The organism is Pseudomonas sp. Marseille-Q1929 (assembly GCF_017316265.1).
Classification (GTDB): domain Bacteria; phylum Pseudomonadota; class Gammaproteobacteria; order Pseudomonadales; family Pseudomonadaceae; genus Aquipseudomonas.
The window spans coordinates 102,263-123,705 of record NZ_JAFLWU010000011.1; the positions used below are offsets into that span (position 1 = coordinate 102,263).

Genomic DNA, 21,443 nt, shown 5'->3' on the forward strand with positions numbered 1-21,443 from the left:
TGTGAACCTTGTCCGCTTTAAGGTTGGGAGTCGTAGAAAAAAGAGGGTGTTGCTGTGTCTTGGGCGCAGCCCTTTCCGCGGAAGGTGGCGTAGAAGGCGCCAGGCGGGGAATATAGGCAGTGAAATAGTTGATTGCAAGCCGCTCACCGAGTATCGAGTTCATGACTGACACCCCGCTGATTGAAACCCGCGCCCTCACGCGCATGGACGAGCGCCGCCAAGTGCCCTTGCTCCAGCCCACCGATTTCATCTTGAACGCCGGGGACCGCGTGTCCATCACCGGTTCCTCCGGCTCTGGCAAAAGTGTCTTTTTGCGCGCCCTGGCCCTGCTCGACGCACCCACCTCTGGGCAAGTCCTGTGGAACGGCCAGCCGATCGGCAACGCCGAGATTCCCCATTACCGTTGCCATATCAGCTACCTGTCCCAGCGCCCGGCGTTGCTCGAAGGCACGGTGGAAGACAACCTGCGTTTTCCGTTCAGCCTCAAGACCTCGCGCAACCGCAGTTTCGACCTTGCAGCCGTCACCACATTGCTGGGCCACGCAGGCAAGGCGCCGGACTTCCTGGCAAAAAAAGCTGCGGATTTGTCTGGCGGTGAATCCCAAGTGGTCTCGTTGATCCGCACCCTGCAACTGAACCCCGAAGTCTTGCTGCTGGACGAACCCACTGCCGCCCTCGACCCCACGTCATCCCGCGAAGTGGAAGCGCTGATCGACGCCTGGTTCGCCGGCGATCAATCCCGTGCGTGCATCTGGGTGTCCCACGACCTCGACCAGGCCCAGCGCATGAGCGACATCCACTTGCACATGAGTGCCGGCGTGTTGGATGGAGTCTCCCAACCATGAATTACCAGAACCTCACCGCCCTCGACCTGGGCATCGCCGCCTCGCTGATCTTGGTCAACGGTGCGCTGTCGCTGCTCCTGCGCCTGGGCCTCGGCCGCCAATTGCTGTGGGCGGCGGTGCGCACCGTGGTGCAACTGTTGGCCATCGGTTACCTGCTGGGTTGGGTGTTCGAGTTTGCCTACTGGTACGTGGTGCTGCCGTTGATGTGCGCCATGACCCTGATTGCCGGCATCTCCGCCGCCGGACGCGGGCGGCGCACGTACAAGGGGCAGCGGGTCGACAGCATCTTGTCGGTGTGGGGCAGCTCATGGTTGGTGACGGCGGTGGGGCTGTTTGCGGTGATTCGCATCCACCCCTGGTACGAGCCGCAGTATGCGATTCCGATCCTCGGGATGATCCTCGGCAACACCCTGACCGGCGTGTCGCTGGGCATAGAACGCATGACTCAGGAGCTGACGTCGGGGCGCAACACCATCGAAATGATCCTCGCCCTCGGCGGCTCACGCTGGGAGGCGGCACAGGACGCTATTCGCCAGGCGGTGCGCGCGGGGATGATCCCGACGCTGAACCAGATGACCGTGGTCGGCATCGTCAGCCTGCCCGGCATGATGACCGGCCAGGTACTGGCGGGGGAAAGCCCGGTGGATGCGGTGCGGTATCAGATCGTGATCATGTTCTTGATTGCCGCGGCGTCGGCATTGGGCACGGTGGGGGCGGTATTGTTGACGTATCGGCGGTTGTTTTCGGTGGGGCATCGGTTTTTGCGCGAGCGCCTTGAAGAGCGCTGACATCCCTGTGGGTGATGGCTTTGTGTGGGAGCGGGCTTGCTCGCGAAGGCTATGTGGCAGGCGGCCAAGTCTTATCGGATGTACACCGCTCTATTGTGGGAGCTGGCTTGCCTGCGATAGCGGTCTTTCTGTGTACATATCCATTATTTGGGTTACGGCGGCTTATGGTTCCGCCCTTACGGCGGGTCACTTTTGGAAAAGAGCCCCAAATCCATGTCGAATTCCGGCCAGCGTGTTTAACGGGGCGCCTAAGATCAAAATCAAAAGCAAAGCGAGGCGGCCTGACAGCCGGCCTGATTGTTTCACCTGATGAAATGCTGGATTGTAAATCCTGGTGATTCCAACGATCACGGCAGCGGTGGACCATGGCCGGCGTCGATAACCTCATTTTGGAGCCTGTCATGTCCCACGCTGCGATCAAACTCTATGGTTTCCCGCTGTCCGGCCATTCCCATCGCGTGGAGCTGATGTTGTCCCTGCTGGGTTTGCCCACGGAATTTATCCTGGTGGACCTCGCGCAAGGCGCGCACAAGTCGGCGGATTTTCTCGCCACGATCAACAGCTTTGGCCAGGTCCCGGCGATCGATGACAATGGCACCGTGCTGGCCGATTCCAATGCGATCCTGGTCTACCTGGCCAGTAAATACGGCAAGGGCCAATGGCTGCCCAGCGACCCTGTCGGGCAGGCCCGTGTGCAGCGCTGGCTGTCGGCGGCGGCGGGTCAGTTGCATGTGGGGCCGGCGTCTGCGCGGCTGGCGGTGGTGTTTGGTGCCGAGGTCGATACCGTCAACGCCATCAGCCGCGCCCATGGCTTGTTGCAATTGGTGGAGCAGCAACTGAGCCACAGCCGTTTCCTCGCCAGTGAGCAGCCGAGCATTGCCGATATCGCTTTCTACACCTACATCGCCCATGCGCCGGAAGGCAATGTGTCGCTGGCCGACTACCCTCAAGTGCGTGCCTGGCTGGCCAGCATCGAAGCGTTGCCGGGCTTCATCGGCATGCCGCGCACGGCGGCCGGCCTGCAACAAGCTTGATATGAACACCTGTGGCGAGGGAGCTTGCTCCCGCTGGGCTGCGCAGCGGCCCCAGAAATCTTGGGAGCGCTGCGCACTCCAGCGGGAGCAAGCTCCCTCGCCACAGGTGTGTAAACAACAGAAGGAGTGACGATGGACCGATTCCATGAAATGCAGGTGTTCCTCGCGGTGGCCGAGGAGGCCGGTTTTGCCGCCGCCGCGCGCCGCTTGAACACCTCGCCACCCAGTGTGACGCGGGCCATCGCCGCCATGGAGCAACGCATCGGCACCCAGCTGTTGGCGCGCACCACCCGCAGCCTGCACTTGACCGAGGCCGGCCAGGGTTATCTGGAAGACTGCCGGCGCATCCTCGCGGAACTGGATGAAGCCGAAGAAGCGGCGGCGGGCAGCTATTCGATCCCCTGCGGGCACTTGACGGTGACCGCGCCGGTGCTGTTTGGCGAGCTGTATGTGGCGCCGGCGCTGGGGGCGTTTCTCGATCGTTTTCCGTTGGTGACGATCAATGCGTTGCTGGTGGATCGTGTGGTCAACCTGCATGACGAAGGTGTCGATGTGGCCGTGCGCATCGGCCACCTGCACGAGCCGGGGCAGCAGGCGATCAAGGTTGGTGAAGTGCGGCGGGTGGTGTGTGCATCGCCTGGTTATCTCGACCAGCACGGGCGCCCTGAACACCCGTCGCAATTGCGTGAAGCGAAGATCGCCACCACCTCCGCCAGCCAACGTGTGAATGAATGGACCTTTGTTGAACACGACCAAGCGCTGACCGTGCCCATCGAGCCGCGCCTGGTGGTCACGGCCAATAACGCCGCGATCAACCTCGCGCGCCAGGGCTGGGGCGTGACGCGGGTGCTGTCGTATCAGGTGGCGGCAGCGGTGGCGGTGAGGGAGTTGGAGATTGTCCTCGCAAGCTTTGAACCGCCGCCGCTGCCGATCCAGGTGGTGTTCCAGAAGAGCGCGCGCGTACCGGCGAAGGTCCACAGTTTTGTCGATTTTCTCAGCGCTCGCCTGGGCCAGGATGCCGGCCTGAACCGGCGCGGCTGATGGAGCACTTTCGCGATATGCAACGGTTTGCCGCACTGGCCGGGCAGCCGAGCCTGGCTGCGGCGGCGCGCGCGGCGCAGGTTTCAGGCCCGACCCTGATACGCGCGGTCGCCCGCCTGGAAGCGCGCCTGCGGGTGCCATTGCTGGCGCGCAGCACGCGGGGCGTTAGCCTCACCGAAGTGGGCCGAGCCTACCTGGCCGACTGCCTGCGCCTGCTGGCGGCGGTGGACGTCGCCGAAGCTTCCGCCAAGGGTTTGCATGTGCAGGCCCAGGGCAATCTGCGGGTGTTCTTGCCGTTGCTGTTCAGCAGTTATGTGATGGCGCCGGTGTTGGCCCACTACCTGGACCGCTATCCCCAGGTGCGTCTTGACGCGCACTACCACGACTACTACCCGAACCTGCACGAAGAAGGCCTGGACGTGGCGATCCTCGTCGGCGAACTGCCTAGCTCGTCACTGATTGCACGGCCCGTGGGGCAGGTGCGGCAGATGCTATGCGCGAGCCCCGGCTACCTCGCGGCCCACGGCGAACCCCAGCACCCACAGGACCTCAAGCACCATCGCCTGATCTCCCAGGTGGATTGGGCTTTTCAGGGCCATGAATTCAAGGCCCGTTTGGGCTGCACCACCGTGCAAGGCGCGATCAACGCGGCGGTGCACGGCGCAGGGCTGGTGCGTTGCCTGAGTTACCCGGTGCATGAGCATCTGCTCAGCGGGCAACTGCGCCGGGTCTTGCAGGCTTACGAACAGCCCCCGCTGCCGATTCATGTGGTGTACCGCGCAGGCCGCAACGCCCCGATGCGCGTGCGCAGCTTTGTCGAGCACTGTGTGACGGCACTGCGCGCCCATCCGGCATTTCAGCTGGCGTAATAGTGGATTGCCGGGCGTGGTGATTCTCTCGCTGCGGCGCAGGGCGCAGCATGGGGGCCTACAACCTGAGGTGATCGCCATGAACCTGAACGAACAATCTCCCTGGCATGCCGGCGAGCGGCAACTGCAAGCCGCAGTGGGCGTGGCCGAACGCATGGCGGTGGTCGGGCCGAAAGTGATCCGCGATCACTTGCCCGAGCAGCACCGCGATTTCTATCCACTGTTGCCCTACCTGCTGCTCGGCGTGGTGGACGAGCAGGGTATTCCCTGGGCCACGCTGGTGGAAGGTGCGCCGGGGTTTGCCCACTCGCCTGACCCGCAGACGTTGCAGGTTGACAGCCAGCCCTCCCTGAGCGACCCCGCCCGCGCAGGCTTGCGTGATGGCGCTGCGGTGGGCGTGCTGGGGATCGACCTCAACACCCGGCGGCGCAATCGCATGAACGGCCGGGTCGCTGACCTTGATCATGAGGGGTTCTCGGTGCAGGTGGAGCACACGTTTGGCAACTGCCCCAAGTACATCCAACTGCGGCCGGTGGACGGGATTGCGCGCAGACCCGGTACGCAGGTCGAGCGCTCCGAGAGCTTGGATGAAACGGTGCAAACGCTGATCCGCAACGCCGATACGTTCTTTGTCGCCAGCTATATGGACACCGACGGCGAACGCTCGGTGGATGTCTCCCATCGCGGTGGCAACCAGGGTTTTGTGCGGGTCGAGGGCAACGTGCTGACCATTCCAGACTTTGCCGGCAACCTGTTTTTCAACACCCTGGGCAATTTGCAGCTCAATCCGGTGGCGGGTTTGTTGTTTATCGATTTTGCGTCGGGGGATGTGTTGCAGCTTGCCGGGCGTACGGAACTGATCCTTAGCGGGCCGCAGGTCGCAGAGTTCGAGGGCGCGCAGCGGCTGTGGACGGTGACGGTGGAGCAGGTGGTCTGGCGCCCGGCGGCGTTGGCGCTGCGTTGGCAGTTTGCGCAGTTTTCGCCGTTCAGTCTGGCGACGGGGCGTTGGTAGGGGGTTGCCTGTGAGGGCGCCTTAGCGGGCAAGCCCGCTCCCACAGGGAATGGGCGGTGTGCATAGTGCTTGGGCCTGGCACATAGCCAAATGTGGGAGCTGGCTTGCCTGCGATGACGGTGGGTCAGCCAGCAGATGTACTGCCTGACACTCCGCCTTCGCGGGCAAGCCCGCTCCCACAGGGAATGGGCGGTGCGCATAGTGCTTCGGGTCGGCACCTATCCAAATGTGGGAGCGGGCTTGCTCGCGAAGACGGTGGGTCAGTCAAAGATGTATTCACTGACCCACCGCCTTCGCGAGCAAGCCCGCTCCCACATTTTCGACCGGCGCCAGGCCTTGCCCCAGTTGTTGATCGACGCCCCACGCACCGCCCAACGCCGTGTACAAACGCACTTGCGCCACCAGTTGCGCAAGCTGGTCGACAATCAACGCCTGCTGCGAACTGAACAGCGAACGCTGCGCATCCAGGAACGTGAGGTTACTGTCCACCCCACTGCGGTAGCGGTGTTGCGCCAAGTCGTAATACACCTGGTTGGCCGCGACAAAATCCCGTTGTGCAGCGAGTTGGTCGGTGTAGGTCTGGCGGGCGGCGAGGCCGTCGGCGACTTCCTGGAAGGCGGTCTGGATAGCTTTTTCGTACTGGGCCACGCTGATGTCTTTTTGCAGCTTGGCGTAGTCGAGGCTGGCGCGCAGGCTGCCGGCGTTGAAGATCGGCAGGTTGATCTGCGGCTGGAAGGTCCAGGTGCCAGAGCCGCCCTTGAACAGCCCCGACAGTTCGGTGCTGGCACTGCCGGTGTTGGCGGTGAGGGTCACCGACGGGAAAAACGCGGCCCGGGCGGCGCCGATATTCGCGTTGGCGGCTTGCAGTTGGTATTCGGCCTGGAGGATGTCTGGGCGCCGTTGCAACAGGTCCGAGGGCAGCCCGGCCGGCACCGACGCCACCAGGTCGGCGGTCAGCGGGCGGGCGGGCAGGTCTGCATCCACCGCCGTGCCCACCAGCAGGGTCAGGTTGTTGAGGTCCTGGGCCACCTGGCGTTGATAGCGGGCCACACTGGCGCGGGTGCTTTCGACACTGGTGCGCGCCTGTACCACCTCCAGCGCCGAGGCTTTGCCCGCGCTTTTGCTGCGCTGGGTCAGGCGCAGGCTGTGATCGTCGGCGGCCAGGGTTTGCTGGGCCAATGCCAGCAGTTCCTGGTCGGCGCGCCAGGTCAGGTAGGCGTTGGCGACGTTGGCCACCAGGCTCAATTGCGCACTGCGCCGCGCCTGTTCGGTGCCCAGGTACGTGAGCATCGCCTGTTCGCTGAGGCTGCGCACGCGGCCGAATAAATCCAGCTCGTAGGCGCTAAGGCCCAAGGTGGCGGAATAGCTCGATGTGATCGCAGACTGGCCGGTGCCGGTCACGTCCCCGGGTAGCTTTTGCCGCTTGCCCGCGGCGCTGGCGGACACGGCCGGGAACAGGTCGGCACGCTGGATGCGGTACTGTGCCTGGAACGCTTCGACGTTCAGCGCCGCCACCCGCAGGTCGCGGTTGTTGTGCAATGCATCGACAATCAGCTGTTGCAGCGCCGGTTCATGGAACAGCGGTTGCCAGTCCGTGGTGACCGTCGAGGTGTACACCCCGCCTTGGGGGAATTGCTCCGGGACCGGCGCGGCGGGGCGCTGGTAGTGCGGGATCAGTGAGCAGCCGCCGAGCAGGCAGGCGAGGGCGAGCGTCAGTGTGCGCATCAGGCGCCCACCATCCATTTCGCCAACCCGTGGCGGCCGCTGACGCCCAGCTTGGCGGCGGCGCGCTTGAGGTAGGTCTCCACCGAGCTGTTTTTTACGCTGAGTTTTTCCGCCATTTGCGGCACGGTGCCGCCGGTCAACAGGCCCAGGCACACTTCCTGCTCCCGCGCCGACAAGGTGATATCGCTCAGTGCCAGGCGCTTGTAGAACTCGCGCTGCAACTGCGACTGCTCCAGCAGGTTATGCGGCGCTTCGATCTGGCTGTGTGGCGCTTGGCGCAGGCTGTGTGCATGCCGTTCCATCAGCGGTAACAGGGTCTCCGAAAGGCACTTGAGAAACGATAATTCGGCCAAGGAAAAACCGCGCTGGGTGGGCGGGCGGTACAGCGAAATCACACACCGTCGGTTGGCCTGGCGCGACACCAGGTTGCACTGGTGTGAACTGCCGGCCTTGGCTTTCATCTGGATCAGCAGCGGGTCTTGCATGCGCAACATGTCGCGCAGCAGCGGATGGGTGTTGAGCGGGTGCAGGGTCTGCGGGGCCGACAACGCCTGCTTGAGCCCCGCGCTGCCGAGCAAGGTGATGTCGAGCACGCTGTCGCGGGTGTCATCGAGGGTCCATTCACTGAGGTCCACCAGGTGGATCGGCACCCATTTGTCGACCAGTTGCAACAGGTTGGCGGCGAAATCCTCATGGCCACTGTTGGCAATCAACTCACCCATCTCGGCGTAGAAATGCGGGTTGTCCGTGGTGCCAATACTCTGCGTCAAGCTCATAGCCATCTCATCCTTGATGTCCAAAATCGTCAGCAATCAGCCCGTGAAATCCTATTCAGTCAGGTGATTTATCCTACGTATGTATCAGAAATACGTGACGTAAGCTGCCATTAAAATAACGTCATTAACTCGACGTTTCTGACAGCATTTTCCGCCCAATGAAATTGAAAAATAATCTGAAAATTCATTTAAGTTATTGATTTTTAAAATAATAATTTTTCATTTTGACGGCTTTCAGTCGATCGACATCGGCCAGTCATAGCGAATGTCCTACATCTATTTAATCGTTTCAGCGGTAGGCCTTCAGCCAATCCCAATTCCACCCATTTGGATGTCCGGGTTTAGGGTGACAGACAGGCCCCGGACCCCATGCTCAAATCCGGCAATTTCGCCGTAGTGGGCCCTCCTGCGCGGCCAGTGCCTGACACCCATGAGAAGGATCTTATGCAGCCCTTACCCTGCCTGCCGACCCGCTTCCCCCTCACCGCCGCGCAACAGGACATCTGGCTCGACCAACTGCGCCAGGGCGACTCGCCGCTGTACAACATCGGTGGCTACGTGGACTTTGCCGGCGCCGTAGTGCCGGCGCTGATCGAGCAAGCCATCGCGCAACTGGTGGCCACCCACGATGCGCTGCGCAGCCAAGTGCATGGCGACGCCGAGGGCTTGCCCCAGCAAACCTTTGTCGCCGAGATGGCGGCCGAGGTGGCCCTGCATGACGTGTCGGCGCAGCCGGATCCACTTGCCGCGTTCCAGGCTTTGATGCAAGCGCAGATGGCCCGGCCCTATGCCCTGGCAGGCGAGCCGTTGTTCCGCTTCTTCCTGGTCAAGCTTGGCAGCCAGCATTACCGCCTCGGCACCCAGGCCCACCACTTGATCCTGGATGGCTGGGGGTTTGGCCAGATGCTGCAATCCCTTGCCGGCCGGTACAGCGCCCTGCAACAGGGACAGCCGCTGGTGCAGCAAGCGCCGTCCTATCGCGACTTTATCGACGCCGACCTGAGCTATCGGCAGTCGCCCCGTTATGCCCGTGACCGCGCCTATTGGCTGGCCAAGTACCAGACCTTGCCGGACCCGCTGCTGACGCCTCGTCACACCACCAAGGCGCCGAGCAACACCTGGGTGCAGGCGTTTCCGCTAGCCTTGCTCGAACGCATGGAGCAGCTTGCCAAGGGTTACCAGGCGTCGGCGTTTCATGTGCTGCTGGCGGCGATGCACGTGTATTTCACCCGTACCAGCCAGCGTGGGGAATGGGTGGTGGGGGTGCCGATTCTCAACCGCGCCAACGCCCGGTTTCGCGCGACGGTCGGGCTGTTTGCCCAGGTCAGTGCGGTGCGTTTGCAGTTCGATGCGCAATTGCCCTTTGGTGAATTGGTACGTGGCGTGCGCGACCAACTCCAGCAGGATTTTCGCCACCAGCGCTTTCCCTTGAGCGAAATGAACCGCGAGTTGGGCCTGCGCCGCAGCGGGCGCGAGCAGTTGTTCGAGGTGTCGCTGTCGTTCGAGCAGGACGACCATGACCTGCGTTACGGCGACGTCCAGGCGCGGGCGGTCAAGGTGTCCAATCTGCATGAGCCGCTGCCGTTGGCCATCCACCTGCGCAGCAACCGCCAGCAGGGCAGTGCGAGCCTGCATTGCGTGTACAACGAGGGGTATTTCCAGCACGACGAGGTGCAGGCGCTGGCGCAGCGTTTGATCTGGCTGCTGGAACAGGGGCTGGACGACAGCGCTGTTCCGGTCGGCGAACTGACGCTGGTGACGCCGGTCGAGCAGGCCCGGTTGCAGCAGTGGAATGCCACGGCGCGGCCGCTGGTTGAGCCGCGCACCGTGCACGAGCGTATCGCAGCGCAGGTCGAGCGTACGCCGCAGGCGATTGCGGCGCGGTACCAGGGGCAAGCGCTGACCTACGCCGCGCTCGACCAACAGGCGAATGGCTTGGCCCAGCAACTGCTGGCCCACGGCGTACAGCCGGATGATCGGGTGGTGATCCTCGCCCGGCGCGGCCTCGACACGTTGGTGGGGTTGTTGGCGATTCTCAAGGCCGGCGCCTGCTACGTGCCGGTGGACCCGGCCCATCCCGCCGAGCGCTTGCATTACTTGCTGCACGACAGCGCGCCGGCGTTGGTGCTGGCCCAGCCCGAGCTGCTGCATCGCCTGCCCACGCTGGCGGTGCCCGTGATTGCGCTGGGCCAGGCATCGGAGCCGTCAAGCCAGCCGCCCCGTGTTGCGGTCAGCCCGACGCACCTGGCCTATGTGATCTACACCTCCGGCTCCACCGGCTTGCCCAAGGGTGTGATGGTCGAACACCACAGCGTCTGCAACCTGGTGGACTGGCACTGCCACACGTTCGACCTGCAGGCCGGCAGCCACACGGCGAGTGTCGCCGGGTTTGGCTTTGATGCGATGGCCTGGGAGGTCTGGCCGGCGCTGTGCGTGGGCGCCACCTTGCACCTGCCACCGGCCCATGACGGTGCCGAGGATATCGACGCGCTGCTGCACTGGTGGCGCGGGCAACCGCTGGACGTGTGTTTCTTGCCAACACCGGTTGCCGAATACGCCTTCAGCCAGGGCCTGGGCCACCCGACCTTGCGCACTTTGCTGATTGGCGGCGACCGCCTGCGAGCGTTCCCCCTGGCGCAGACCTTTGCCGTGATCAACAACTACGGGCCAACCGAAGCCACGGTGGTCGCCACCTCCGGCCGCGTCGAGGTGGGCCGGTCGTTGCATATCGGTGCGCCGGTGGCGAATGCCTGCGTTTACCTGCTGGATGCGCACCTGCGTGCGGTGCCCATTGGCGTCACGGGGGAGTTGTACGTCGGCGGCAAGGGCGTGGCCCGTGGTTACTTCAACCGGCCGGACCTGACGGCGCAGCGCTTCGTCGATGACCCCAACACGGGCGGGCGGATGTACCGCACCGGCGACCTGGCGCGCTGGCTGCCCGACGGCAATCTGGAATATCTAGGCCGCAACGATGATCAGGTAAAGATCCGTGGCGTGCGTATCGAACTGGGCGAGATCGAAGCGGCACTAGCCGCTCACCCGCAGGTTGCCGACGCGGTGGTGCTGTGTCGCGAAGGGCAACTGCTGGCCTGGTTTATCGAGCGTGAGCCGCTGGCAATCGAAGCATTGCGCAGCCATCTGCAAGCCTCGTTGCCTGACTATATGCTGCCCGTGGCCTACACCCGGCTGGCGGCATTGCCGCTGACCGCCAACGGCAAACTCGACCGTAAAGCGTTGCCGGAACCGACGCAGGACGCCTTCGTCACGCGTGTGTTTGAGGCCCCGCACGAGGGGGTGGAAACCACCCTGGCGCAGCTATGGGCCGAGCTGTTGCAGGTCGGGCAAGTGGGGCGCCACGATCATTTCTTTGAGCTGGGCGGCCACTCGCTGTTGGCGGTGCAACTGGTGCAACGCATGCGCCAGGCCGGCCTGCGTGCCGATGTGCAGGTGTTGTTCGGCCAGCCGACGCTGGCGGCCCTGGCGGCGGTGAGCGAGGGCCGCGACAGCGACGTGCCGGCCAACCGCGTGCCGGCCGATTGCGCCGTCCTCACCCCGGATCTGCTGGCCCTGGCGACGCTGGATCAGGCCAGCCTGGATCGCATCGTCGCGGGCATTCCCGGCGGTGCGACGAATGTGCAGGAGATCTACCCGCTGGCGCCGTTGCAGGAAGGGTTGCTCTACCACCACCTCACCGATGAGCACGATCCGTATCAGCAGCAAGCGCTGTTCAGCTTTGCCGGCCGCGCGCAGTTGGAGGCATTTGCCCAGGCGCTGCAACAGGTGATCAACCGCCACGACATCCTGCGCACCAGCCTGGTGTGGGACGCCCTTGAGCAGCCGATGCAAGTGGTGTGGCGCGCGGCGACGCTGCGGGTCGAGCCGCTGGGCGAAGCCTGTGCACCGCTGGATCTGCGCCAGGCGCCGTTGCTGGCCCTGGACTATCGCGAGGAGCCGGAGCAGCAGCGCTGGGTCGCCCGGTTGCGCTTCCATCATCTGGTGAATGACGCCACGTCGACCACGATTCTGCTGGACGAAATACGCGCCCATCTGCGCGGTGAACAGGCGCGATTGCCCGCGCCGGTGCCGTATCGCAATGTGGTCGCGCAGGCACGCCTACCCGCTTGTCAGGCGGCGCATGAAGCGTTCTTTCGTGAGCGTTTGGCCGACGTTGACGAGCCGACCCTGGCCTTCGGCCTACAGGAACATCGGGCGCAGCCTGCCGACACCGAAGCCGCCGAACAAGTGTTGGACGAACTTCTCAACCAGCGCTTGCGCGCGCAGGCACGGGCCTTGGGCGTGAGCGCCGCAAGCCTGTTCCACCTGGCCTGGGCCCAGGTGCTCAGCCGCGTGGCCGGCCGTGAGGACGTGGTGTTCGGCAGCGTATTGCTCGGTCGCTTGCAGGCGGGAGAAGGTGCGGATCGGGCCCTCGGCATGTTCATCAACACGCTGCCGCTGCGCCTGAGTTTGGCTGGGCGAAGCGTGATCGAGGCGGTGCGCGACACCCACCGCCAATTGAGCGCGCTACTGGTCCATGAACAAGCCTCCCTCGCCCTGGCCCAACGTTGCAGCCAGGTGGCGCCGCTGTTCAACAGTCTGCTCAACTATCGGCATACCGCTGCAGACGCCGCGCCGGACCTGGGGCCGGGCATTGCCTTGCTCAGCAGCGAAGACATCCTCAGTTATCCGCTGATGCTCACCGTGGACGACGTTGCCAGCGGCTTTCGCCTCAAGGCCAAGGCGCCGCGCCAGGTCGGTGCCGCGCGTCTGTTGGGCTACCTCGACACTGCACTCAATGGCCTGGCGGATGCACTTGAACATGCCCCGCAAAGCCCATTGCGCGACGTGCCGGTGCTGCCCGCCAGCGAACTGCACAGGCTGTTGGTGGACCTCAATGCGACGGTCACCGACCACGATGAAACCCAGACGGTGCAAGCGTTGTTCGAGGCCCACGCGCGGCATATCCCTCATGCGGTGGCGGTGCAGGCCGGCACGTTGCAACTGACTTATCGTGAACTCAACGAGCGCGCCAATCGGCTTGCATACGCCTTGCGCGAGCGTGGGGTGCAGCCGGATTCGCGGGTGGCGCTGTGCGTCGAGCGCGGGCTCGACCTGGTGGTGGGGTTGCTGGCGATTCTCAAGGCGGGCGGCGCCTACGTGCCGCTGGACCCGAGCTATCCCCGCGAACGCCTGGCCTACATGCTCCACGACAGCCAACCGGTGGCGTTGCTGGTGCATGGCGCCACCCGCGACTTGCCGGGTGACGTGGCGATCCCGGTGTTCGACTTCGACCGCTGCACCTGGCAACAGGCGCCCGCCGGTAACCCCCGGGTGCCGGGCCTGACCCCCGCCAACCTGGCATACGTGATGTACACCTCGGGCTCCACCGGCACGCCCAAGGGCGTGATGATCGAACACCGCGGCCTGACCAACCTGCTGCACTGGGGCTCGCAGCTGTGCCCGAACGCCGAAGGCGGCGCGCTGTTGCAACGTGCGCCGTTCAGCTTTGACGGCTCGGTGTGGGAGCTGTTCTGGCCGCTGGCCAATGGCATGCGCCTGGTGCTGGCGCGGCCCGATGGGCATCGCGAACCGGCGTATCTGGCGCAAGTGATTCGTGATGAACAAATCAGCGTGATCAAATTCGTGCCGGCGATGTTGCAGCAGTTCCTTGAACTGGAAGAGTCAACGTTGTGCAGCAGCCTGACCGATGTGTTGTGTGGCGGCGGCGAACTCACCGAGGCCCTGGCCCGCGGCGTGCAGGCGCGCCTGCCGCAGGTGCGCTTGCACAACGTCTATGGCCCCACCGAAGCCACGGTGGACAGCAGCGCCTGGACCCTGGAGCCGGGTGCCCGCGTGCCCGCGCTGCAATTGCCGATTGGTCGACCGATCAGCAATACCCGCCTGTATGTGTTGGACGAACATGATGCGCCGGTACCGATGGGCGTCAGCGGCCAATTGCATATCGGCGGGGTCGGCGTGGCGCGCGGCTACCTGGGGCTGGCGCAGATGACCGCCGAGCGGTTTATCGACAGCCCGTTTGTGGCCGGTGATCGCCTTTACCGCACCGGCGATCTGGTGCGGTACTTGGCGGATGGCAACCTGCATTTCCTTGGGCGTAACGACTTCCAGGTCAAGCTGCGCGGCGTGCGCCTGGAGCTGGGGGAAATCGAAGCGTGCCTGGCGGCGCATCCGGCGTTGTGCGAGGTGGCGGTGCTGATTCGTGACGAGCGCTTGGTGGCGTACTTCACCCTGCGTGCCGAGGCGCCGAGCCCGGAGGTGTTGCGTGCGCATGTGCTGGAGCAACTGCCGGAGTACATGGTGCCGGCGGCGTTTGTACAGCTCGACGCCTTGCCGCTGAATCCGGCTGGCAAACTGGATCGCAAGGCGCTGCCGGAGCCGGGTTTGGCGTCGGTGCTCAGCCGCGCGTATGTGGCGCCGGTTGGGGAGGTTGAAACGGTGATGGCCGGGATCTGGGCCGAGGTGTTGAAGTTGGAAAGGGTGGGGCGGTATGACCACTTTTTTGAACTGGGGGGGCATTCGTTGCTGGCGGTGAATGTGGTGGCGCGGATGCGCAAGGCGGGGCTGGAGGTGGATGCGCGCACGTTGTTCAGTCAGCCGACGTTGGCGCAGTTGGCGGTGTGTACCGTGGCGCAGGTTCAGCAAGTGGCTGTTGCTGAAACCGCTATCCCTGCGCTGAATCGGCGTCGTCGGATCTGAAGCCTGACAGTGATTGGATGTGTAAGCAGGCTTGTGTGGGAGCGGGCTTGCTCGCGAAGGCTATGTGGCAGGCGGCCAAGTCTTATCGGATGTACGCCGCTCTATTGTGGGAGCTGGCTTGCCTGCGATAGCGGTCTTTCTGTGTACATATCCATTATTTGGGTAACGGCTGCTTAGGGTTCCGCCCTTACGGCGGCTCACTTTTGAAGAGCGCAAAAGTAAGCAAAACGCTCTTGCCCCAACACTCGGTGCCTCGCCTAGGCTCGGCATGCCCGTAATCCGACATGGATTTGGGGGGCCGCCGCCACGCGCCATCCATGGCGCGGGGCGGCTAAACCGGCATCCCTGCCGGTTTACCCCCCAAATCCATGCCGAATTCCGGCCAGCGTGTTTAACGGGGCGCCTAAGATCAAAATCAAAAGCAAAGCGCGGCGGCCTAGTAGCCGACCGGGTCTCTGGAGCTGACGCGTTCCCCTGTGGGAGCTGGCTTGCCTGCGATGGCATCAACTGGGTGTGCCTGATGTACCGAGGTGTCTGCATCGCAGGCAAGCCAGCTCCCACACGGGTCTGATGCTGAATGGATTCAACACGCTGAGCGCCCATTGCATATAACTGAAAAACCAATCCATATGCGATCCAGCTATTGGATTGTTCATAAGGCTTTGCCTTTAATTCGCCACCTAACTCATTGTTACACGGAGTAAATCAGCGCCTCGTCGCGCTGGGATGAGTCACCGTAGCGCATTAGAGATTAGCCATGAGCAACCCCGTTGCCGTTGCACCCCAGCCCCTGGTCCGCGCGCGTGACCTGTGCAAGACCTTTGGCACCCAACGGGCGCTGGATCAGGTCAGCCTGGAGCTATACCCGGGTGAAGGCGTGGGTTTGTTGGGGGTGGAAGGCGCGGGCAAGTCCACCTTGGTCAACATCCTCGGCGGCACCCTGGTGCCGGATGCCGGTGAGCTGTGGGTCGATGGGGTGCGGCAACGGTTTATCTCACCGTTGTCGGCACGGCGGGTGGGGATTGTCGCGGTCCACCAGCGCCCCGACGAAGGCATTGCCCCGGGCCTGAGCGTCGCCGAAAACCTGCTGCTCGACGAACTGTGCTTGCCGGGCGCGGACTTCCTGCTCAACCGCAAGAACCTCCTGCAACGCGCCGAAACCATCGCCGCCGGCTTGGGCCTGGACCTGCCGCTGCAACTGCCGGTCGAGCGCCTCGGCCAGGCCGACCGCCAATTGCTGGTACTCGCCCGCGCTTTCGCCCTGCAACCGCGCTTGCTCATCCTCGACGAACCCACCGCAACCCTGTCAGCCCCTGACGCCGAGCGCCTGCTGGAACTGGTCGATTCCCAGCGCCGCCGAGGCGTGGCCATCCTCTACATCTCCCAGCGCTTGTCCGACCTGCAACGGGTGGCCAACCGCGCAATCGTCCTGGAGAACGGGCGGATTAGCCGTGAAGTGAACACACGGCATTTGCCGACGGCGGCGTACACCTTGTTCGGGGATGCGACGCAAAGCGCGTTACCGGAGCAGAACCTGTCGGTGCCGTTTCTTGAGCGGTTTACTCGGACGGGTTTTATTCGTAATCGGGCGGAGGGGCGGGTGGTGCGGGAGCAGGTGTCTGGTATCGCCGCGCCGGCCGAGGCATTGCCCACCGGGAAAATCAACCGCCCCTGATGCTCAGCGCTGCCCCGGCACGTACGCCACACTGCCTTCCTTACGCACCTTGAACAACCGTTCCCCATTGTCCGGTTGCGTGACGATCACCTGGTGATCCGCCCCCAGATACGCCAACGGCGTCGGGTCGTCCCTGGTGTATTGCGCGACGATGATCGTGTGCTGGGGATCGAAGCGCTGGCCGCTGGTGTTCTCCAGCCAGGCCATGAATGCGGCGCTGTTGCCCTGGCGTGGGAAGTCCTGGTTTTCGCCGACGTAATAGAAGGGCTTTCCGCCGTTTTGCAGGTACATCGGTAGTTTGTTGTCGGCTTCCACCAGCACGATTTGCCATTGGTTCCAGGGTGCGCTTTTGACCGCTTCGGCGCGCACATCGTCGGCGAAGCGGGTCACGCCGCCGTTGCCGTTGGTCCAGGGGTAGGCCAGGCCGAGTATCAGCAGCAACAGGCTGGCGGCGATGGTGAAACCTATGCGCCAGCGGGGGCGTGCGGCGGGTTTTTTCAGCAGGTGTTCGTGCAGCCACCAGGCGCCGAGCAGTTGGGCAAAGGGCACCAGGGGCAGCACGTAGTAGCTGCGTCGGCTGCCACTGGCGGTGAAGAACACAAACAGCAGGCCCAAGCCCCATACCAGCCAGCGCACGTTGGGCGGCGTGGTACGCCAGTGGCGCACGGCCAGCCACAGGCCGAGCAACCAGCAGGGCGCCCATGGCAGGGTGTAGGCGGGGAGGTAGATCAGGTAGGTGTAGATCGGCCCCATATGGTCGAAAGGGTCGAAGAAGCGCACCACGTTTTCCCGGAACACCAGGGCCAGGCCGCTTTGGCCGTAGGTCGGTGTGCCGTAGAAATGGGACAACACGAAAGGCACCGCATAGACTGCTGCGGCAATCACCAGTGCCAGCAACAGGCGCAGGTTGAGGTGGTGTTTGTAGCGCTGCTCGCTAAGCACATGCGGCAGCAACACCAGGCCCGGCAGCACGAAGCCGATCAAGCCCTTGAACAGCGACGTCAGCGCCAGCAGCAGGAAAAATACCGTGTAGCGCCCCAGCCGTGTGTCCTCCGGGCCGCGCCAATACCACCACACCGCCGCGAGCACGCCGCACACCGTGAGCACATCCGCCGTGGCGACCCGCGCCCAGAACATGAAGTAGAAGGTGGTGGCGAGCATCCAGCCGGCAATCAGGCCGGTGCCCCTGTGCAGCAGGCGCTCGCCGATCAGGTAGACCAGCCACACGCTCAGCCACGCGGCGAGTACCGAAGGCAGGCGCAGTGACCACGGGCCAAGGCCGCCCATCACGTGCGCGAGGGCGGTTATCAGCCAGTAGGAGGGCAGGGGCTTGTCGTAATAGGGCTGGCCCTTGAGGTAAGGGTCGAAGTAGTCGCCGCTTTGCAGCATGTGCAAGGCGATGTCGGCCCAGCGCGTTTCCGGGCCCCACAGGTCACGGCCACCGAGGCCCGGCAAGAGCATCAGCGCCGTGACGGCAAGCAATAGCAGCAGAGCGCGGTGTTGGCGTGGGATAAGCCGGCTCATGGCAGTTTCGGGTAGATGATCAATTGCAGGTAACCCTTGTCATAGCGGGTGCCGCCGGGGGGCAGTTGCCCGACTTGACGCATCTCGCTGCTGCTGCCAGCACGTACCAACACGCCCACCGAGCCTTTCTGGCGCGCCTCTTTGAGCCAGCCTTGCACTTGGTCCAGGCTGATTTTGCGCTGCACGCTGTCTGGGTATTGCAGGCCATAGCGCAGCTCGCCTTCGGCTTCATACAAGCCCACTTCTGGCCGTTGCAGGCGCCAGGCCAGGGCGCTGGCGCTTTCCAGTTCGTTGCTGAGCAAAGCGCTGGTTTGCTTGAGCTCGTCGAGGTGTTCAAGCACAAACTGGTCGGGCATCTCGTTGTCGGTCACCTGGGCCGGCATGCTCGCCGGCAACAGGATCACCAGCAAACCAATGCCCAACACTGGCATCGCCCACAGCGTCAGCGGGCGGAACGCTTGCAGTAGGTTGGCGAGGATCCAGCCCAGCAGCACGATAAAGATCAACGAGAGGCTGAACATCTCCGCATGGCTGTTGCCGTACGGCGGCCTGCTGATTTGCAGGTAGATCAGCGCCACCATCGCAACCATGCCGATAGCAAAGTTGAGCAGGCCGTTGAGGCAGATCGCGCGGGATTTGCCTTGTTGCGGCAGCTCGGTCAACGCATGGCCCATCAACAGCGCCAGGGGCAGCAGGCACGGCATGATGTAGGTCGGCAGCTTGCCGTTGCTCAAGCTGAAAAAGAACAACGGCAACAGCATCCACAAGGCCAGGAAGGCGATCGCTGGTTGGCGCCGTTGTTGCCACATCTTGGTCAGCGTGGCTGGCAGCATCCCCGCCCAGGGCAGGCACGCCACCACCATGATCGGCAGGAAGAACCACCACGGTCGGGCGTGTTGCGCGGTGGCGGAGGTAAAGCGGCGCACGTGTTCGTTCCAGAAGAAGAACCGCCAGTAGTCCGGCTCTTGCACATGGATCGCCCACACCCACGGCAGGCAGAGCAGCAGCGCCACGGCCACGGCCAGCGGGCCGTAACGCAGCAACTCACCCAGGCGGCGCTGCCAGAGCATATACGGCAGGGCAATCAGCACCGGCAGCGCCAAGGCGAGGAAACCCTTGGTCATGAAACCCATGGCGCAGGCCACGCCCAACACCGCCCACGAGGCGAGGCGGCCACGGGGGGAGGGGCTGTCGAGGGCAAACCACAGCGCGACGAGGCTAAGATTGACCCAGAGGGTGAATTGCGGATCGAGGTTGGAGTAACCCGCTTGCCCGGCAACCAGGCCAAAGCTCAGGTAGAGCAGGGCGCACGCGAAGCTTTTGCGTGGGTCGTGCCACATCCGCCGCGCGACCAGGTAGGCGAGCCAAACGCTCAGTGCAGTGGTCAAGGCCGAGGCGACGCGCACACCGAACAGGTTCTGGCCAAACACCGCCTGGCCGAGGGCGATCAACCAATAGCCGGCGGCCGGTTTTTCGAAGTAGCGCACGCCCATGAAGTGCGGGGTGACCCAGTTGCCGCTCAGCAGCATTTCCTGGCTGATCTGGGCGTAGCGGGTTTCATCCGGAATCCACAGGCCGTGCAGGCCCAGGGGTAACAGATAAAACGCGGCGAAGGCCAGCAACAGCAGATATAGGGGTTTGAAGCGCATCATGAAAACGTCGCTCCTTGACGTTTGATGGAGGGAAGTTGAGACATGAAAGTCATAGCGCAAACCATCGAAGTTTCCACTAAGTTATTGAAAGTGTTCATGACATCCTTAACTAACAGGCACAACTAAACATGCCAGAAGTTGGCTGTCGTTTTGCTGAACATGGGGAAGTGTTAGAACTGCTTGAGTGCGTTGGGCCAGTTCTCATTGTTGACGATGCCCAATACTTTGAACTTGGCGTTGGGCAACACTTGTACGAACAATGAACTGCCGTATTGCGGGAAGGTGGCGTGGGGGAAACCCAGGCTCTTCTCGAAGTCGGCGATGCAGCCGCTGTGGGTGACGAACACCAGGTTGCGTCCCGGGACCTTGTGGTTGAGCAATTCTTCGCCCATGGCCGTGCCGCAAACGGCGCGTTCGCCTGAAGTCATCTCACTTTTGCCGAACATGAAACGCACGGTCTGGGCGGTGCGGATGGCCGGGCTGGCCAGTACGTCACTGCCCGCCATGCCCAATGCAGCAAAGGCTTTTCCCAGGTTGACGGCCTGTTGACTGCCGTTGACGGTCAGCCCTTCGACCGGGCCCAGGCACGGGTTGGTCGAGCGGTCGCAGCGCTCTTCATGGCGGACCAGCACGATCACGTCACCGTCACGCCACAGCGGCATCACTGGCGAGTTCAGCAGGCGATTGCCGACGCCCAAATCCCGTGGCGATGCAGGCCACAGCAAGCTGCAACCGAGCAGCAAACCAACCACGCCAACCCCCAGCCAAAGCCTGCGCAGGCGCTTGAAAAAGGCCCGGGGCAAGCGCGGCTTGGTCAGGGTAAGGTCAACCACTTCATTCACCATGGGCACCGTCGGCAATGTTGTACTAGTTAGGCGCAATGGCTTGGCGAGTGCCCTGAGTGAAGCAGGAGGCTGTCACAGGGCTGCTGTCTTTTCGCTGAACGCGTTGCGGTTATAAAGTTGCCCGGTGGGCTAACTAACAAGTTGCCGACCGGTGACACTTGGCCGGTAATGTAGAGAACGGCGGGTGGGCAACCGGTGAAATCCATGTGAAAAATTTGCGTGGGCATGCCAGCCAGCCGTTATTCTCGGTTGCAGTCCATTGGTGAGTGCTCCCATGTTGCAGGTGCAAGGTGTCCTGAAAAGCTACGCCACCCCGCAAGGCCCGTTGGCGGTGCTGGCGGGTGTGGATCTGCATCTGGCGGCGCGCAGCAGCCTGGCGCTGATGGGCGAGTCCGGCAGCGGCAAGAGCACCTTGCTGCACCTGGTGGCCGGCCTGGATCGGGTGGATGGCGGCACCATCGCGGTGGGCGAGCAGCGCCTGGATCAACTCAATGAAGCCCAACTCGCCCATTGGCGGCGCACGCAAATCGGCCTGGTGTTCCAGCAGTTCAACCTGATCGGCAGTTTGCGCGTGGACGACAACCTGGCCTTCCAGGCGCGGCTGGCGGGGCGCTTCGATGCGCAGTGGCAGGCGCAATTGGTGGAGCGCCTGGGCCTGGGGGAATTGCTCAAGCGCTATCCCGAACAGCTTTCCGGCGGCCAGCAGCAACGGGTCGCGGTGGGTCGGGCGCTGGCTTCGCGCCCGGCGCTGTTGTTGGCCGACGAACCTACCGGCAACCTCGACGAAGCCACCAGCGATGACGTGCTGCAATTGCTCCTGGACCTGTTGCGCGACAGCCCCACCAGCCTGTTGATGGTCACCCACAGCCCGCGCCTCGCCGCACGCCTGGATCGCCAGGTGGTGCTGCATCGCGGGCGTGTCGTGCCTGCGGGCGCCGTGTGA

14 protein-coding genes are annotated in these 21,443 nt (G+C 63.6%); 9 read left to right on the forward strand and 5 right to left on the reverse strand.

Annotated elements, in window-relative coordinates:
* Positions 1-161 precede the first annotated feature (161 nt).
* From J1G37_RS14365 to J1G37_RS14390, 6 genes are all read left to right on the forward strand, one after another.
* Positions 162-845 (forward strand): ATP-binding cassette domain-containing protein, encoded by a 684-nt coding sequence (locus J1G37_RS14365; RefSeq protein ID WP_207042660.1) that lies wholly within the window; start codon positions 162-164, stop codon positions 843-845.
* Positions 842-1,633 (forward strand): iron export ABC transporter permease subunit FetB, encoded by a 792-nt coding sequence (gene fetB, locus J1G37_RS14370; protein WP_207042662.1) that lies wholly within the window; start codon positions 842-844, stop codon positions 1,631-1,633. The genes J1G37_RS14365 and fetB overlap by 4 nt, the downstream gene beginning before the upstream one ends.
* A 401-nt stretch (positions 1,634-2,034) precedes the next feature.
* Positions 2,035-2,667, forward strand: coding sequence for a glutathione S-transferase (locus J1G37_RS14375; protein ID WP_207042664.1), 633 nt, complete (start codon positions 2,035-2,037; stop codon positions 2,665-2,667).
* A gap of 132 nt (positions 2,668-2,799) precedes the next feature.
* Positions 2,800-3,708 carry a LysR family transcriptional regulator gene (locus J1G37_RS14380; protein WP_207042666.1) on the forward strand — a complete coding sequence of 303 codons (909 nt, stop codon included), beginning with the start codon at positions 2,800-2,802 and terminating at the stop codon, positions 3,706-3,708.
* Positions 3,708-4,577: a LysR family transcriptional regulator gene (locus J1G37_RS14385; RefSeq protein ID WP_207042668.1), complete on the forward strand. Its 870-nt coding sequence runs from the start codon at positions 3,708-3,710 to the stop codon at positions 4,575-4,577. Before J1G37_RS14380 ends, J1G37_RS14385 begins: the two co-directional genes overlap by 1 nt.
* Positions 4,578-4,656: 79 nt before the next feature.
* On the forward strand, positions 4,657-5,589 hold the full coding sequence (locus J1G37_RS14390; protein WP_207042669.1) for a pyridoxamine 5'-phosphate oxidase family protein: 933 nt from the start codon (positions 4,657-4,659) through the stop codon (positions 5,587-5,589).
* 276 nt (positions 5,590-5,865) lie between these two features.
* Here J1G37_RS14390 and J1G37_RS14395 read toward each other — a convergent pair whose 3' ends face one another.
* Both J1G37_RS14395 and J1G37_RS14400 read right to left on the reverse strand, forming a co-directional pair.
* On the reverse strand, positions 5,866-7,314 hold the full coding sequence (locus J1G37_RS14395; RefSeq protein WP_207042670.1) for an efflux transporter outer membrane subunit: 1,449 nt from the start codon (positions 7,312-7,314) through the stop codon (positions 5,866-5,868).
* The gene (locus tag J1G37_RS14400) at positions 7,314-8,090 is read right to left on the reverse strand and encodes a helix-turn-helix transcriptional regulator (protein WP_207042671.1); all 777 of its coding nucleotides are present in this window, start codon (positions 8,088-8,090) and stop codon (positions 7,314-7,316) included. The genes J1G37_RS14395 and J1G37_RS14400 overlap by 1 nt, the downstream gene beginning before the upstream one ends.
* A gap of 444 nt (positions 8,091-8,534) precedes the next feature.
* On the opposite strand from J1G37_RS14400, the gene J1G37_RS14405 reads away from it, so the two are divergent.
* On the forward strand, positions 8,535-14,804 hold the full coding sequence (locus J1G37_RS14405; RefSeq protein ID WP_207042672.1) for a non-ribosomal peptide synthetase: 6,270 nt from the start codon (positions 8,535-8,537) through the stop codon (positions 14,802-14,804).
* Positions 14,805-15,561: 757 nt separating this feature from the next.
* Positions 15,562-16,479, forward strand: coding sequence for an ATP-binding cassette domain-containing protein (locus J1G37_RS14410; RefSeq protein WP_207042673.1), 918 nt, complete (start codon positions 15,562-15,564; stop codon positions 16,477-16,479).
* Positions 16,480-16,482: 3 nt separating this feature from the next.
* Here the strand turns inward: J1G37_RS14410 and J1G37_RS14415 are convergent, their stop codons facing one another.
* The 3 genes from J1G37_RS14415 to J1G37_RS14425 all read right to left on the reverse strand — a co-directional run bounded on the left by J1G37_RS14415 (position 16,483) and on the right by J1G37_RS14425 (position 20,500).
* Positions 16,483-18,003, reverse strand: coding sequence for a glycosyltransferase family 39 protein (locus J1G37_RS14415; protein ID WP_207042675.1), 1,521 nt, complete (start codon positions 18,001-18,003; stop codon positions 16,483-16,485).
* A complete protein-coding gene (arnT, locus tag J1G37_RS14420) occupies positions 18,000-19,655 on the reverse strand; it encodes a lipid IV(A) 4-amino-4-deoxy-L-arabinosyltransferase (protein ID WP_207042678.1) in 1,656 nt (551 codons plus the stop codon). Before arnT ends, J1G37_RS14415 begins: the two co-directional genes overlap by 4 nt.
* Positions 19,656-19,825: 170 nt before the next feature.
* Entirely contained in the window at positions 19,826-20,500 is a 675-nt protein-coding gene (locus J1G37_RS14425) for a histidine phosphatase family protein (protein ID WP_207042680.1), read from the reverse strand.
* 274 nt (positions 20,501-20,774) lie between these two features.
* Here J1G37_RS14425 and J1G37_RS14430 point away from each other — a divergent pair, with 274 nt between their 5' ends.
* On the forward strand, positions 20,775-21,443 hold the full coding sequence (locus tag J1G37_RS14430) for an ABC transporter ATP-binding protein (RefSeq protein WP_207042682.1): 669 nt from the start codon (positions 20,775-20,777) through the stop codon (positions 21,441-21,443).

What these genes read in the sequence shown, in the direction of transcription:
- J1G37_RS14365 (WP_207042660.1), top strand. Translation starts at nt 162, where the DNA reads ATGACTGACACCCCGCTGATTGAAACCCGCGCCCTCACGCGCATGGAC.
- J1G37_RS14380 (WP_207042666.1), top strand. Translation starts at nt 2,800, where the DNA reads ATGGACCGATTCCATGAAATGCAGGTGTTCCTCGCGGTGGCCGAGGAG.
- J1G37_RS14425 (WP_207042680.1), bottom strand. Translation starts at nt 20,500, where the DNA reads ATGGTGAATGAAGTGGTTGACCTTACCCTGACCAAGCCGCGCTTGCCC.
- arnT (WP_207042678.1), bottom strand. Translation starts at nt 19,655, where the DNA reads ATGATGCGCTTCAAACCCCTATATCTGCTGTTGCTGGCCTTCGCCGCG.
- J1G37_RS14415 (WP_207042675.1), bottom strand. Translation starts at nt 18,003, where the DNA reads ATGAGCCGGCTTATCCCACGCCAACACCGCGCTCTGCTGCTATTGCTT.
- J1G37_RS14375 (WP_207042664.1), top strand. Translation starts at nt 2,035, where the DNA reads ATGTCCCACGCTGCGATCAAACTCTATGGTTTCCCGCTGTCCGGCCAT.
- J1G37_RS14395 (WP_207042670.1), bottom strand. Translation starts at nt 7,314, where the DNA reads ATGCGCACACTGACGCTCGCCCTCGCCTGCCTGCTCGGCGGCTGCTCA.
- J1G37_RS14410 (WP_207042673.1), top strand. Translation starts at nt 15,562, where the DNA reads ATGAGCAACCCCGTTGCCGTTGCACCCCAGCCCCTGGTCCGCGCGCGT.
- J1G37_RS14390 (WP_207042669.1), top strand. Translation starts at nt 4,657, where the DNA reads ATGAACCTGAACGAACAATCTCCCTGGCATGCCGGCGAGCGGCAACTG.
- J1G37_RS14400 (WP_207042671.1), bottom strand. Translation starts at nt 8,090, where the DNA reads ATGAGCTTGACGCAGAGTATTGGCACCACGGACAACCCGCATTTCTAC.
- fetB (WP_207042662.1), top strand. Translation starts at nt 842, where the DNA reads ATGAATTACCAGAACCTCACCGCCCTCGACCTGGGCATCGCCGCCTCG.
- J1G37_RS14385 (WP_207042668.1), top strand. Translation starts at nt 3,708, where the DNA reads ATGGAGCACTTTCGCGATATGCAACGGTTTGCCGCACTGGCCGGGCAG.
- J1G37_RS14430 (WP_207042682.1), top strand. Translation starts at nt 20,775, where the DNA reads ATGTTGCAGGTGCAAGGTGTCCTGAAAAGCTACGCCACCCCGCAAGGC.
- J1G37_RS14405 (WP_207042672.1), top strand. Translation starts at nt 8,535, where the DNA reads ATGCAGCCCTTACCCTGCCTGCCGACCCGCTTCCCCCTCACCGCCGCG.